Below are 13079 nucleotides of genomic sequence, written 5' to 3' on the forward strand. Positions count from 1 at the left end.
TTGGAGGGGCGTATGCGCACGACTCTGATTATCAAATCGATGTTTTTGCTGGTGTTGCTGAGTGGTGCCGCTCGCGCAGCAGATTCGTATGTAAATCAAAACAGTATCATTCCTGTTTCAACCGCAGGCTGGTTGTTGGCTTTTGCTGTTGTGGGTTTTGTGCTGGTGGCTAACAGAAGAAAGATTTGAACCTGCTCGGCACGTTTATAAAGTACAACGCGTTGCCCCAAGCCTTGGGCCTGGCTTGTGAATTCCCCAACCGTTGCTATATTCCCATTAGCCCATGAGGCCCACGGTTGCAGCACCTTGCAGCCCTCGTATACAGCGTCAAGGTAAAGGCCTCCAGGAAGGTAGGGGCCATCGCGGCGGATGTCGGTCGCGAAGCGGAGCGAGAGTTGGTGTGCTGTTCTCATTCAGTGCTCTTTGTCGGGCCATTTGGCCGGAGGGACCCTCATGAAGCGTTCGTTGATTGCCGCATTCTGCATGCTGACTGTGTGGTCTGGCGTGGGCAACGCCGACCAGAGCAGTGCGACTTACCTGCTCAGCCCCGGCGATGTCGTCATGGTTTCGGTGTGGCAGGAAGACAGCCTGCGTCAAGAAGCCACCGTACTTCCGGATGGCAGTATTACCTTCCCCCTGGCCGGGCGCATCAATGTTGCCGGGCTGGATGTCACGGCGGTTGAAAAGCAAGTCGCTGCCAAACTCGAAAAGTTCCTCCCCGACCCGAACGTCAGCGTTGTCGTCAAGAGCATCGCCGGCAACCTGGTCTATGTCCAAGGCAAAGTGATCAAGCCGGGCCCTGTACAAATGGCAGGTCCTACGGCGGTGCTTCAGGCCCTGAGCATGTCGGGCGGCCTGGACAAGTTTGCGGACGAAAGCGAAATCAAGGTGGTCCGTGGCACTGGCGCTTCCCAAAAGATCCTGCCCGTGCGATATAAGGACCTGGTGTCTGGGCGGGACATGTCCACCAACATCCAACTTCAGGCTGGCGACACGCTGGTCGTTCCTTGATCTTGCCTTTAATAAGAACATTTAATGCATCTTCTTAAAACAACACGCATTGCAACGGCAATTCTGGTGTTGCCGTTCACGGACGCGGTCCTGGCGGCAAATTGGCAGTCCACGGTGGTGGTACCGACATCCGTCGAATACGACAGCAACCCTTTGTTGCTCACGTCGGGGGAAAAGGGCATAACGCGCACGATCATTGCGCCGGACTACACCCTGATCGGTACCTTCGACCGCGACGAACTGAGGTTGGGCTTGGGCATGCATGTGTTGCGCTCATCCGACACGGACATAGTCGATGACCGGGAAGACCCTGACCTGAGCCTGGGCTGGCAGCGCACGACCGAGCGTGGGCGTTTTGGCCTGGTGGCACGCTATAACGAAAGCTCGACCCTGTCGGGAACCGTGCTGGACACTGGCGTGATCACCACCGACGGTACGCAAAAGCTGTATACGCTGACCGGCAACTGGAGCCAGGCGGTTACCGAACGCAGCACCCTGAGTAACGAAACCACGTACAGCCGCGCCCGTTATGACATCAGTACGCTGACGGGTTACGACGAATTGGCGAACGTCTTTACCTGGACGTACGCCTGGAGCGAGCGGGCCGACCTGTACACCCGTTTCGGCGCGCGGCGGTATGAGCCCGAGCAAGACCTTACCGCGACAGCCTCCAACAGCTACACCCCGGCGGTGGGGATCAAGTACCAGCTTTCGGATCGCCTGAGCGCCGACGCGCACGTAGGCGTCAACGAAGTATCCGGTGATGAAGGCGGCCGGCGCGGGGAGGGTGGCGTGTCGCTGCTTTACACCGGTGTGCGCGCAGATGCCAGTTTTACTGCCGAACGCAGCACGGTGGCCAGCGCCGAAGGTGGCTTCGCCGAGTTGGACCAGGTGCGCGGTGTGTGGAGTTATGCGGTCAGCGAGCTGAACCGGGTGGGCGCGGACGCGGCCTGGCAAGACAGCAAGGGGCAGAGCCCCAACACGTTACAGACTTACAGCGTATGGGCCAGCCGCCAGTTTTCGCCGTACTGGGACCTGCGCCTGTCGCTGATGTACAAGGAACGGCAGCAGGACCATGTAGCGGATGCAACCGCGACGATCGTTGGTTTGACGTTGACGTACAGGTACCCCGACATCTGAACTTCAGGCAGGTGGCCCCATGAAGTCTGACTACGAACTCTCCCTCAGGGATTACATCGCCATTATCAAGGACAGGGCCCTGGTGTTAGGGGTGAGTGCCGCAGTCATTCTTGCCGCGACCGTGGCCGTCGCGTTGATGGTGCCGCCGATCTACCAGTCGACCGGCACTATCCTGGTGGAGTCGCAGCAGATTTCGCCCGAGCTGGTGTCTACCAACAACACCAGCTTTGCCGATGAGCGCATCGAAGTGATCCGCCAGCGGGTGATGACCCGTGGGAACCTGCTGCGCATCATCGGCAAGTACGACCTGTTCGCCGACAAGCGCCTCAGCGAAAGCGACAAGATCGACCAGATGCGCAATGCCATCGTGGTCGAAACCCTCACCACCTTCGTGCGCGGGCGGGGTGAAGCCACCGTGGCGTTCAATGTGTCCTTCGAGCACAAGCAGGCGCAAGTGGCCAAGGAAGTGGCTGACGAACTGGTGACGCTGTTCCTCAACGAGAACCTCAAGCAGCGCACCGAACGGGCCAACGAAACCACCGAATTTCTCACCCAGGAGGCCAACAAGCTGGGCGCCGAGTTGGCCAGCCTGGAAAACCAGCTGGCCGACTTCAAGCAAGCCCATGCCAACGCCTTGCCCGAGCACCAGACCCTGCGCATGAACATGCTGTCGCGCTCGGAGCTGGAATTCCGTGAAGTCGACCGTGACTACAAGGCTGCCCAGGAAGAGCTGCGCTACCTTGAGCTGGAATTGTCCGCCGCCAATGCTGGCCTGGCCACCAAGGCAACCGAAGGCAGCAAATCAGCGAGCGCCGACCAGCCCGAGGACCTGCCGAGCCTGAAGGCTGAATACGCCCGCTTGCTGACTCGCTACAAAGACGCTCACCCGGATGTGGTGGCGATCAAACGCAAGATTCAGGCGCTCGAAGCCACGGGCGGTCGCACGGCAGCGGCTTCCACGGTGGGCCTCGATGTTGCCCGCGTGCGCGCCAAGATGAGTGCAGCCCAGGAACGTATCAGTTCGCTGGCCGAGCAGAAGCGCGAACTGACCAAAAAGATGGAAGGCTATGAGGCCGAGATCCTCGAAGCACCGCAGGTCGAACGTGGCCTGGTGACCTTGATGCGCGACCACGACAACGCGCGCAAGAAGTACGAAGAAATCCGCGCCAAGGAAATGGGCGCGAAGATTACCGAAAGCCTGGAACAGGAAAACAAGGCCGAGCGCTTCGTGCTGCTGGAGCCACCGTTGATGCCAGAGAAGCCGATCAAGCCCAACCGCAAGAAAATCGCGGCTCTGGGGCTGGTGCTGGCGCCGGCAGGCGGTGGTGCGCTGGTGATGCTGCTGGAAATGCTCAACCAGCGTGTGCGCGGCGTCGGTGCCCTGGAAAACCTGCTGGGCAAACGCGTGTTGGTGGCGGTGCCGTACATCGATACCAAAGCGGATGTGGCCAGGCGTAAACGCTGGCGGAACGGGTTGATCCTGGCGGCACTGGCACTGGCGGCTATCATGGTAGTGCTGGTGCACGTGTTCTACATGCCACTGGATGTGCTGTTGTTCAAAGTCATGTCTCGGTTTGCATAGGGAAAGCAGTGATGGACAGGATCAAGCCGGCTATTGGCAATAACGTTCACCCGGTGACACCGGGAACTCCCCAGGCCTTGTCACCTGCCCCGGGGACGGCACTGGCGGAAGTGCCTGGCCAGTTCGACTACGTGAACACCAAGGTAGTGCCGCTTCGCGCGGAGCACCTTGAACGTCACCGCATCGTGGCCTACAACAAGAACTCCAGCATGAACGGGCCGATCGACCTGCTGCGCACGCAGGTACTCAGGCTTATGGACGAAAACGGCTGGCGCACCTTGGCCATCACCTCACCCACACCTGAAGCGGGCAAGACGGTGCTGGCGATCAACCTGGCCATGAGCATCGCCCACCACACCACCAAGACTGCGCTGCTGGTGGACTTCGACTTGCGCCGGCCCAAGGTCGGCAGCAGCCTGGGCCTGCCCATGGAACAGGCGCTGAACGAGTTTTTGACGGACAAGGCCGAACTGCAGGAGTGCCTGGTCAACCCGACCCTGCCGCGTTTTGTAGTGTTGCCTACGCGGGTACCTGTGCCGTTGTCGACCGAGATGCTGTCGTCGCCCAAGGTGAACAACCTGATCAGCGATTTGCGCAACCGCTACGAGTCGCGCATCTGTATTTTCGATTTGCCTCCGTTGCTTAGCTCTGATGATGCGATCACCGTGATACCCAAGTTCGACTGTGTATTGCTGGTGGTGGCCAACGGGATGAACAACAAGAAGGAAATCGAGGATTGCCTGCATCACCTGGGGCAGGTGAACCTGATCGGGACCGTGCTGAACAAGGCTGACGAGCAACCGCGGACCTATTATTGAGGCCTGAAATCCAACCATTGGGGCTGCTACGCAGCCCCGAAGATGTCAGCCTTGCCGCGTAGTCCAGGGATACTGCAACTCCCAATGCCACGCATGCCTCACAATCTGCTCCAGCGATACAAACTCCGGCCGCCAGCTCAACACACTCAGCGCCTTGCCGGCATCAGCCACCAGGCGGGGCGGGTCGCCGGCGCGGCGTGGTGCGTCGAGTACGTGAATCTGCCGCCCGGTCACTGCGCGTGCAGTATCGATCACCTGCTGCACTGAAAACCCATGGCCGTTGCCCAGGTTGAATGCCGTACGTTCCCCACCCGCCAGCAGATAGTCCACAGCCAGCGCGTGCGCCGTCGCCAGGTCGGCCACATGGATGTAGTCGCGTATACAGGTGCCATCCGGCGTGTCGTAATCCCGGCCAAACACCGTCACCGCCTCACGTCGGCCCGCGGCAGCCTGCAGGATCAGCGGGATCAGGTGGGTTTCGGGCTCGTGGCGCTCTCCCAGCTGGCCTTCCGGGTCAGCGCCTGCTGCATTGAAATAGCGCAGGCAAACCGATTTCAAGCCATAGGCCCGGTCGAAGTCCTCGAGAATCTGCTCGACCATCCACTTGCTCAGCCCATACGGGTTGATTGGTCCTTTGGCATGCGCTTCATCGATTGGAATATAGAGCGGATTACCGTAAACGGCCGCGCTGGAAGAAAACACCAGATGCTTGATGCCGGCATTCACCATGGCCTGCAGCAGGCTAAGGGTGGCCGCGACATTATTCTGGTAGTACTTGCCAGGCGCGCTGACCGACTCGCCTACCTGAATGAACGAGGCAAAGTGAAAGACGGCATCAAAGCGGCACACACCAAACAACACATCCAGTGCGGCCTCGTCGGCGATATCCAGCTTGGCCCATTGGACGCCAGGTGCAGGTGCAACCAGGTCAGCCACCACCACCTCGTGGCCTGCAGCGATCAAGTGCTTGACCATATGCGAGCCGATGTAGCCGGCGCCACCGACAACCAGGAACTTCATCCGCACCTCCTGTGACCTGCTGTTTTACAAACGCGGTGAACCGTCCCTGAAAAGTTCAGGTGAATTGGCCAGCTACAGGTGACTTGAGCGTAGATGGCCAGATGCCCTATTTCAAGAACAGCCAGTTGGACATGTAGTTGCCGTCGAACGTAATCACGTAATGCCCGTCCTTGTACGTTGCCGGCAGGGGCTTGAGTTGGATCTGCGCATCGTGTGCGAACAGCTTCAGCCCGGCAGGTGCCTCGATGGTCAGGCTGCCCTCGAAGGGTTCGACATTAAATGGCGTCTTGTCATCGGCCTTGGGCATGGCGCGGGTACCCAGTGACAGCAACAGCTCCCGTGACTGGCCCAGCGGTTTGCCGTCCAGGCTCTGTACTGCGACGCTGGCGTAAGGCGTTTTCGTTTGCAGCTGAATGGCCCCCAGGCTGATCGAACGACCTCCCAGCCAGCCGGTGGCGGCCTGGCTCAGCGGTGTATCGATGGTGTAGATGCCTTGTTGCCAGTTGCGCTTGAGCTCGCCGGTGTCGGTCACCGATTCGGTAGCATCGGTGGCCAGCAGCGATTGCCCTGGGTCTTGCAGCACTTGCGCACCTGCGGGAATGGCGGCCGGTTTCAACCACGGCAACTCCGGTGTTTGCGGCAGGGCAATCTGCAGTTGGCCCTTCTCCATGGCTGTGCGCAACAAAGGCGAATTTCGTGGGGTGATCTCTTGGTTGTAAAGGGTGGTGGGCGTCGGTGCGAAAACGTAATGGGTGGTTGCAGGCTTCACATCGGCACGGCGATAGAGCAGGGCAGCAGCGGGCAGCGTGGCGATCATCGCGGGGTCGTTGTAGGCGTGCCAGTTGTCCGCCGTGCGCCAGCCCGGGTTGAAGGCCTGCTGGCTGTAGGCATATTGCATCAGTGCGTCCCAGCCCTGGTGGCTGGCAGTGCCGGCCACGTACAGCGGCAGCGAGTGGCGGTCGGGCAGTGGGAAAGGCTCGGCGTTCCATTCGGTGACGGTCAGCGGTTTGCCCACGACCTGGGCGGCGGCGATCCAGTCGATCATGCCGTCGCTGGTCAACGGGTTCTTCTCCAGTTGGCCGATGGCGCCGTAGCTGTGGGCATCGACGACGTCGCCTGCGGTCAGGGCCGGCAATGCGCTCAGGCCATTGCCGCCCCAGGTGCTGGTGGTGGCGATCGGCACCTTTACCCCCACGCTGCGCAGGTGAGTGATCATGTCGACGTTGAAGCGCTGTTCCAGGTCGTTGAGGAGCAGCTTCGACGGGCCGTGCTCCCACGCACGCCAGGTTTGGTCGACGGGCAGGTTGTACTGCCTGGCGAAGGCTTTGGCCGCTGCCATGTAGCGCTCACTGTGGCGCGGTACATCCTTGTTCGGCATCAGGGCGTTGCCGTAATGCTGGGTAAGGTCGTTCTCGTTGGTGATCAGCACGGCGGCGATGGCCGGGTCGTCCTTGTAAGCAAGGCCCGTGTACTCGTTCACATGGGTCAGGTACTGCTCGGCAAAGCGCTTCATCGCCGCCTGAATACTGTTGTTCACATAGGCATAGCCCTTCAGGTCGACGCGGTCATCCTTCTTGGGCAGCTCATCGAAATCGTCTATGTTGTCGTTGGCGGTAAGTGCGCGCTGTACGTGCATGTCCAGCCAGATGTAGATGCCTTCGTCCTTGAGCGCCTTGATCCACAGGTCGAGCTTGCGCAGGGACTCGGCACTGAGCTGCTGGGTGTCGCGCACCAGGGTACCGTCGCCGAACACGTTCGGGCTGACCCAGGGCGAGTCGTGGTGGTGCAGGCGCACCAGGTTGAACCCCAGTGCGGACAGGCGCTTGGCCTGTTGGCGAATTTCGTCGTCTGGGCTTTTGAACAGCGAATAGGCAGACAGGTTGGTGCCCCAGAAACGCACGGGGGTGTTGTCTTCGAACATCAGCTGTTCACCGACCGCCTTGACGAACCCACGTTTGCCGGCGGGCTTTTCCGCCGCGTTGAGGAACGACAGGTCCACCGGTGAAGTGCGCCAGTCGAGCTGATCATCGGGCCAGCTGGCGGGATCGGCCAGGCCGAAGCGCTCAGTGGGCGTGGGCCCCAGCTCGATGTCGCCGGTCACGTTGAGTACAGCCTTGAGTTGTTGCTTGCCGGCGTTGATCGGGTCTTTGTACAGGAACGCACGCAATTCGGACGGGTTGCCACGCTCGAAATACACCTTGGCCAGTGGCGGGTCGAAGCGCATTTCGATGCGCCGGCCTTGGTCAGCCTTGCCCCAGGACCAACCGCGATTGTCGGCCAGCAGTTGTGGCGCACCCATATCGCCGGCGATTTGCGCCGGGTCGAACTGGAACACCATGCCGCCACCCATCACCCCGGTCTGGCGGCTATGGGCGTTCAGGTCGAAGGCCCAGCTCAGGGTTTGTGCTTGCGCTTTGCGGATATCAGCCGCCAGGTCGAAGTCCAGCTCTTTGTTCTTGCCCCGCAGTGTGTACTGATAGGGGCCATTGACCTTGAAGTCGGTATAGAAGCCGGTCCAGCTCCAGTTGGCAGCCCAGAAGTCGAACTTGGCCTTCATCACCGGGCCACCGCCGTGTGTCACGGTGGGCAGCCCATTCTGTTCATCGACACTGACCTGCCAGCCGGAGCCCCAGCCGGCCAAGGGCAGCAAGGCCAGGCCGGCAATGGCCCAAAGTCGTACGAAAGGACGCAGGGATAGCACGTTCATGTACATTACCTGGGTTGTAGGCCGGGTTCGGCCAGTTCCATGGCCTGGCTGTCGTGCAGCCGGCGAACCATCTGGATGTAGGCCACACCCAGCCCCGCGATGGACCAGTAGACCACCGGGATGAAGGTGATGCTGCTGACGGTGAAGATGATCACCAGAATGCCCATCAGTGTCGCCAGCAACACCCGGCCGAGTTGTCGTCGTTCATCATCCTTGTCAGCGAAGCTGAGCATGGCCCTGCGGATCCCGTGCAGCACCACGGCAAAGAACGCCACAAACAGCCCGAGCCCCACCAGCCCGACCCGCAGCGCCAGGTTGATGTAGGTGTTGACGATGTCGATGATGCCTTCGCCCTGGATCATCGACTGCATTTCAGGTGTGTTGCGGAAGTCGAATGAGCCGAACAGCGGGTTGCGCTGGATGACGATCCAGGCGTTGTCCATCAGCCGCTCGCGGTAGGTGATGTTCTCTTTTTCCAGGTTGCCAATGAAGGGCAGCAGGTCCAGTACCTTTTCACCGCCGGGCACGATCGTGAGCAAGGGCAGGGCCAGCATGCCGGCTGCCCCCAGTAGCGCCAGGCGCTTGACGGCTCCTTTGCCCAGGGCAATGAACACCACCACGATGACCACGACGCCGATCCACGGGCCGCGTGACAACGGTGCGAACAGCCCGGCGGCCAGTAGCAGGGCGCCCAGGGCTTTGTGCAGCGGGCGTTGCACATAGCCCTGGACGAACAGGAACAGGCCGATGGCCACGCTCATCACATAGCCCAGGGCAATTGCCTGGCCGGTGGTGACGCTAGCCCGCAGCGCGCCGCCGCGGCTGAGGTAACCCGACATGCTCCAAGGCACGCCCATGGCATCGACCAGGGCGCTGTACAGCAGCCAGTGGCGTACATATTCGGCCACGGCGATCAGTGCCATGACGAAGGCGGTGAGCACAAAGGCCAGCATGGCATCCTTGAAGTCGCTTATCTGGCGCAGGCCGCGGCTGGCCACGTAATACGGCAGGAAGACGTCGACATACAAGTACAGCGCCTGGCGCAGGGTGTCGGTGGGGGTGGTTTCGCGCAAGTACAGCACACTCATCAGCACCAGGCCGGCCGCCAGCAGCTTGTCGGCCCAGGTGCGGCCAAAGCGCAGGGTGCCTGCCTGGCGGCTTAGCTGCAGCGCGGCGGGCAGCAGCACACACAGGGTAAGCAAGCGGATATGGTTCAGGTCGACCAGGTAGTTGACCACGCCAAATCCGGGCACCTGCACCGACGCAGGCGGGATGAGGAACAGCAGCATGTAGAACAGTGCCATGGGGTTGTGTTCGCGGCGCCCGGCAATCAGCAGGATGACCGCGCCCGCACCCAGATACAGCCAGAAGCTGTGCGAGACGAAAGCCAGCACAGTCAGCAGGAACCACAAGTTGCGCCGGCGCTTGAAGTCAGCGAGCGGAATCAGCTCGGTGGCAGGGCGCCGCGCAAGCAGGAAGACCACGCTCGCCAAAAACAGGATGACGATCAACGCACGAAAATGTTCAGGCATCGGCTATGTACACCTTTCCCTCGGTGGGCAACGGCTAGCATCGTGGCTAATTGAAACTATAGTGACTTTTAGCCAATCAGTCAGAGATTGAAGTCATGCCGTCGATTGATGTGTCAGCCACCGCAAGCCTGCGCCAGCGGGCCATGAGGGCCGGGTCCTGGAACCTGGTGTCGCAGGTGGCGTCACAGGTCATGCGCCTTGGCGGCAACCTGATCATGGCCCGCTTGCTGCTGCCGGAAATGTTCGGGGTGATGGTCATTGCCACCACCGTTTCGGTACTGCTGCACCTGCTGTCCGATGTCGGCCTGCGCCAGAACATCATCCAGAGCCAACGGGGTGACGACCCGGATTTTCTCAATACCGCTTGGACCGTGCAGATCATCCGCGGCTTCGTGCTGTTCGGCCTGACCCTGTTGCTGGCTTTGTGTGCCTGGGTGGCGCAGTTCGAAGAACTGTGGCCGGCAGACTCCACCTATGCCGCGCCCATATTGCCGATGGTGCTGGCGGTTACCGGGCTGTCGGCGGTCATCTGGGGGTTCCAGTCCACCAAGATAGATGTGGCGGTACGCACTTTCCAACAGAAGCGTGTGGTACTGGTGGACCTGGCGTCACAAGCGGCCGGCCTGGTGGTGATGCTGGTGCTGGGCTTGCTGACCCATTCCATCTGGGCCTTGGTCATTGCCGGCCTGGTGTCTGCCGTGGCCTGGACTGTGCTGGGCCACACGGCGTTGGAGGGGCCGCGCAACCACCTGCGCTGGGACCGTACGGCGCTTACCGAACTGATCGTGTTTGGCCGCTGGATCCTGCTGTCGTCGATGGTGGGCGTGCTGGCCATGTACGGCGACCGCATCCTGTTCGGTGCCAGCATGTCGGCGGCGCAGCTGGGGGTGTATTCGATTGCCGTGCTGATCCTGGGCGCGGTGCAGACCGCACTGATGAAGATTGTGGGCGCCGTGGCGCTTCCTGCTTTCAGCGAAGCGGCCCGCGCCGACGACAAGGCGCGGCTGAAAGCGCTGTATCACCGTTTCCGCCTGCTGGTCGACCTGCTGGTGCTGTTCATCTGCGGTGGCTTCCTGACCGCCAGCCCTCTGCTGATCGGCTGGATGTACGACGAGCGATACAGTGAGGCAGGCTCGATGCTGGCGATTCTTTCGCTGTCGTTCATCGTATTGCGCTATACCTTGGCTCATCAGGTGTGGATCGCCTTGGGCCTGACCAAGTATCAAGCCATGGACAACATCATCCGCCTGGTCTCGCTGTGGGGGCTGCTACCGCTGCTGTTGGCGATTGGCGGTGTGGAATGGGCCATCTGGGGTGTTGCCCTGCATACCGTGCCCACGCTGGTGCTGGTTGTGTACGTGAATTGCAAGCTAGGTATCTTCAGCCTTAAACGTGAGCTGGTGGTGCTACCGATGCTACTGGTCGGGGCGCTGTGCGGGGCGCTGTTGACGGCCTTTTTCAACTGGCTGTGATGCAGCGTGCTGGGTGTAAATTCAACGGGTACAGGTCACGGGATCATGGGGAAGCTTACTTTTTGTAGTGCGCAGCTGGGGCGTAGGGGCTTTCTCCAGAGTTGTGTCTTGCTGGGCGTCGGTGGCGCTGTATTCGGCGCTTTTGCCCCCGTTGCTGGCAAACCTGTCGAAAAGCCCGGGTTCGTGGTGATCAACGGCTGGGTATTGCCGTCCCGTTACTTCCGGAACGAGCCAGCATGATCAAGGACTATCAGCAGCAGAAGGCGCTGCGCGATCATTACGATTTTTGCATCATTGGCGCCGGCCCGGCAGGTATTACCCTGGGCCTGCGCTTGGCCGCTGCGGGCTGGAGCGTGTTGCTCGCCGAGGGCGGCGGGCGTGAGTATGCGCCGCACTCGCAAGGCTTGTATGCTTGCGCGTCCACGGGCCTTGAACTGTACGCCGAGGAAACCCGCCTGCGTTACCTGGGCGGCACTTCCAACCATTGGGCCGGCCGTTGTCGCCCCTTCACGCCCTCCGACTTTTCTATCTCCCCGCCAGGCGACCTGCCTGGCTGGCCCATCGCCTATTCGGAGATCGAGGGTTACCTGCCTGCAGCCATGGAGATCGTAGACCTGCCGGCCGGGTCGGATTTTCGTGCGATGAATACCGGCCTCAAAGGCGGCGATTTCGAACCCGATCGTTTCCTGCTGAGCACACCCACGCGCTTTGCGCAGAAATACGCCACGGCCCTCGAACAGACCAAAGGCCTGGACGTGTTCATCAATTGCAACTGCGTGGACCTGGAGTTCGACAAGGCGTCCGGGCACCTGGCCGCCGTGATCCTGTCCGACTACGAACGCAATCGGCAGCGCCTGGTGGCAGGCAACTTCATTCTGGCCACCGGTGCCATCGAGAATGCCCGGCAATTGCTCAACAGTGAGACCTTGGTGGGCGCGGGCGTGGTGAACAAGGACGGGCTGGTTGGCGGGTGCTTCATGGAACACCTGAACATCGACCTGGGGACCTTCATCCTCAAGTCCGGGCAGGACCCGGAGCCACGCCAGTACTACACCACCGATGCCTTCGTCGATGAGTACAAGGCCGGCAAAGGCAACGTCACCGCCGCCTTGCTGGCCGATGTGCAAACTTATGGTCGTACCGCCGAGGTCAAACATTTTCTCGAAAACCTGGCCTGTGATTGGGGCTTCGCCAGCAAGGTAGCGTTCGTTGCCAAGTTCAGCTGCCCCGGTGATGGCGTGATCAGTACGATGATCGAGCAATTCCCGAACCTGCACAGCCGTATTTCGCTGCTGGACGAGAAGGACGCACTGGGCGTTGCCAAGGTCAATGTCAACTGGGCACTGACTGCCGATGACCGGCACACCATCAAGTGCATTGGCAGCGAGCTGGCCAAGCAGTTCGCCAACATGGACCTGGGCTTCGTCAAGCTCAACGACTTTGTCTACGACACGTCGATCCCGCTGAAGATGGCCCCGCATGCCCATCACATGGGCACCACGCGCATGGCCGCCTCGCCGCAGTACGGCGTGGTCGATACCAACTGCAAGGTGTTTGGTACCGAAAACCTGTACATCGCCGGCAGCAGTATTTTCGCCAAGGGCGGCGCCTCCAACCCGACCATGCCGCTGCTGCAGTTTGCCGTGCGGCTGGCCGACCACCTCAATGCCAAGATGACGGCGGCCAGGGGCGCCGTGGCGTGACGCTTGTTGTACATGGGTTGAGTGCGCTGCGGTCAGCAACCAGAAGAACGAGACCGGAACGCCTCAGGAACATTCCAGACGGATTTGATTGCGA

General features: G+C 60.8%; 10 protein-coding genes. 7 read left to right on the forward strand and 3 right to left on the reverse strand.

Going from position 1 to position 13079, the window contains the following annotated elements:
- Positions 1-12 precede the first annotated feature (12 nt).
- From eppA to FHW75_RS23135, 5 genes are all read left to right on the forward strand, one after another.
- Complete coding sequence (eppA, locus tag FHW75_RS23115) at positions 13-189, forward strand: EPS-associated small membrane protein EppA (RefSeq protein WP_016487266.1); 177 nt, start codon at positions 13-15, stop codon at positions 187-189.
- 264 nt (positions 190-453) lie between these two features.
- Positions 454-1011, forward strand: coding sequence for a polysaccharide biosynthesis/export family protein (locus FHW75_RS23120; RefSeq protein ID WP_019096225.1), 558 nt, complete (start codon positions 454-456; stop codon positions 1009-1011).
- 24 nt (positions 1012-1035) lie between these two features.
- Positions 1036-2151, forward strand: a complete 1116-nt coding sequence (locus tag FHW75_RS23125; RefSeq protein WP_019096226.1) for a hypothetical protein — start codon at positions 1036-1038, stop codon at positions 2149-2151.
- A 19-nt stretch (positions 2152-2170) separates the two neighbouring features.
- Positions 2171-3733, forward strand: coding sequence for a Wzz/FepE/Etk N-terminal domain-containing protein (locus FHW75_RS23130; RefSeq protein ID WP_019096227.1), 1563 nt, complete (start codon positions 2171-2173; stop codon positions 3731-3733).
- Between the two features lie 11 nt (positions 3734-3744).
- The gene (locus FHW75_RS23135) at positions 3745-4551 is read left to right on the forward strand and encodes a CpsD/CapB family tyrosine-protein kinase (RefSeq protein ID WP_016715296.1); all 807 of its coding nucleotides are present in this window, start codon (positions 3745-3747) and stop codon (positions 4549-4551) included.
- Positions 4552-4596: 45 nt separating this feature from the next.
- On the opposite strand, the gene galE is transcribed toward FHW75_RS23135, so the two are convergent.
- The 3 genes from galE to FHW75_RS23150 form a co-directional block, all read right to left on the reverse strand.
- Entirely contained in the window at positions 4597-5571 is a 975-nt protein-coding gene (galE, locus tag FHW75_RS23140) for a UDP-glucose 4-epimerase GalE (RefSeq protein WP_019096228.1), read from the reverse strand.
- Positions 5572-5677: 106 nt separating this feature from the next.
- Positions 5678-8278, reverse strand: coding sequence for a cellulase family glycosylhydrolase (locus tag FHW75_RS23145; RefSeq protein ID WP_183674705.1), 2601 nt, complete (start codon positions 8276-8278; stop codon positions 5678-5680).
- A 5-nt stretch (positions 8279-8283) separates the two neighbouring features.
- Positions 8284-9810, reverse strand: a complete 1527-nt coding sequence (locus tag FHW75_RS23150; RefSeq protein ID WP_019096230.1) for an O-antigen ligase family protein — start codon at positions 9808-9810, stop codon at positions 8284-8286.
- Between the two features lie 95 nt (positions 9811-9905).
- Here FHW75_RS23150 and FHW75_RS23155 point away from each other — a divergent pair, with 95 nt between their 5' ends.
- Both FHW75_RS23155 and FHW75_RS23160 read left to right on the forward strand, forming a co-directional pair.
- The gene (locus FHW75_RS23155; RefSeq protein WP_016715292.1) at positions 9906-11282 is read left to right on the forward strand and encodes an oligosaccharide flippase family protein; all 1377 of its coding nucleotides are present in this window, start codon (positions 9906-9908) and stop codon (positions 11280-11282) included.
- Between the two features lie 236 nt (positions 11283-11518).
- Positions 11519-12985, forward strand: a complete 1467-nt coding sequence (locus FHW75_RS23160) for an FAD-dependent oxidoreductase (RefSeq protein WP_025754150.1) — start codon at positions 11519-11521, stop codon at positions 12983-12985.
- Positions 12986-13079 lie beyond the last annotated feature (94 nt).

It is taken from the genome of Pseudomonas sp. OG7 (assembly GCF_014192825.1).
GTDB classification, from domain to species: Bacteria; Pseudomonadota; Gammaproteobacteria; order Pseudomonadales; family Pseudomonadaceae; genus Aquipseudomonas; species Aquipseudomonas monteilii.

Coding starts and splice junctions, on each gene's coding strand:
- eppA (WP_016487266.1), top strand. CDS start 13: ATGCGCACGACTCTGATTATCAAATCGATGTTTTTGCTGGTGTTGCTG.
- FHW75_RS23120 (WP_019096225.1), top strand. CDS start 454: ATGAAGCGTTCGTTGATTGCCGCATTCTGCATGCTGACTGTGTGGTCT.
- FHW75_RS23125 (WP_019096226.1), top strand. CDS start 1,036: ATGCATCTTCTTAAAACAACACGCATTGCAACGGCAATTCTGGTGTTG.
- FHW75_RS23130 (WP_019096227.1), top strand. CDS start 2,171: ATGAAGTCTGACTACGAACTCTCCCTCAGGGATTACATCGCCATTATC.
- FHW75_RS23135 (WP_016715296.1), top strand. CDS start 3,745: ATGGACAGGATCAAGCCGGCTATTGGCAATAACGTTCACCCGGTGACA.
- galE (WP_019096228.1), bottom strand. CDS start 5,571: ATGAAGTTCCTGGTTGTCGGTGGCGCCGGCTACATCGGCTCGCATATG.
- FHW75_RS23145 (WP_183674705.1), bottom strand. CDS start 8,278: ATGAACGTGCTATCCCTGCGTCCTTTCGTACGACTTTGGGCCATTGCC.
- FHW75_RS23150 (WP_019096230.1), bottom strand. CDS start 9,810: ATGCCTGAACATTTTCGTGCGTTGATCGTCATCCTGTTTTTGGCGAGC.
- FHW75_RS23155 (WP_016715292.1), top strand. CDS start 9,906: ATGCCGTCGATTGATGTGTCAGCCACCGCAAGCCTGCGCCAGCGGGCC.
- FHW75_RS23160 (WP_025754150.1), top strand. CDS start 11,519: ATGATCAAGGACTATCAGCAGCAGAAGGCGCTGCGCGATCATTACGAT.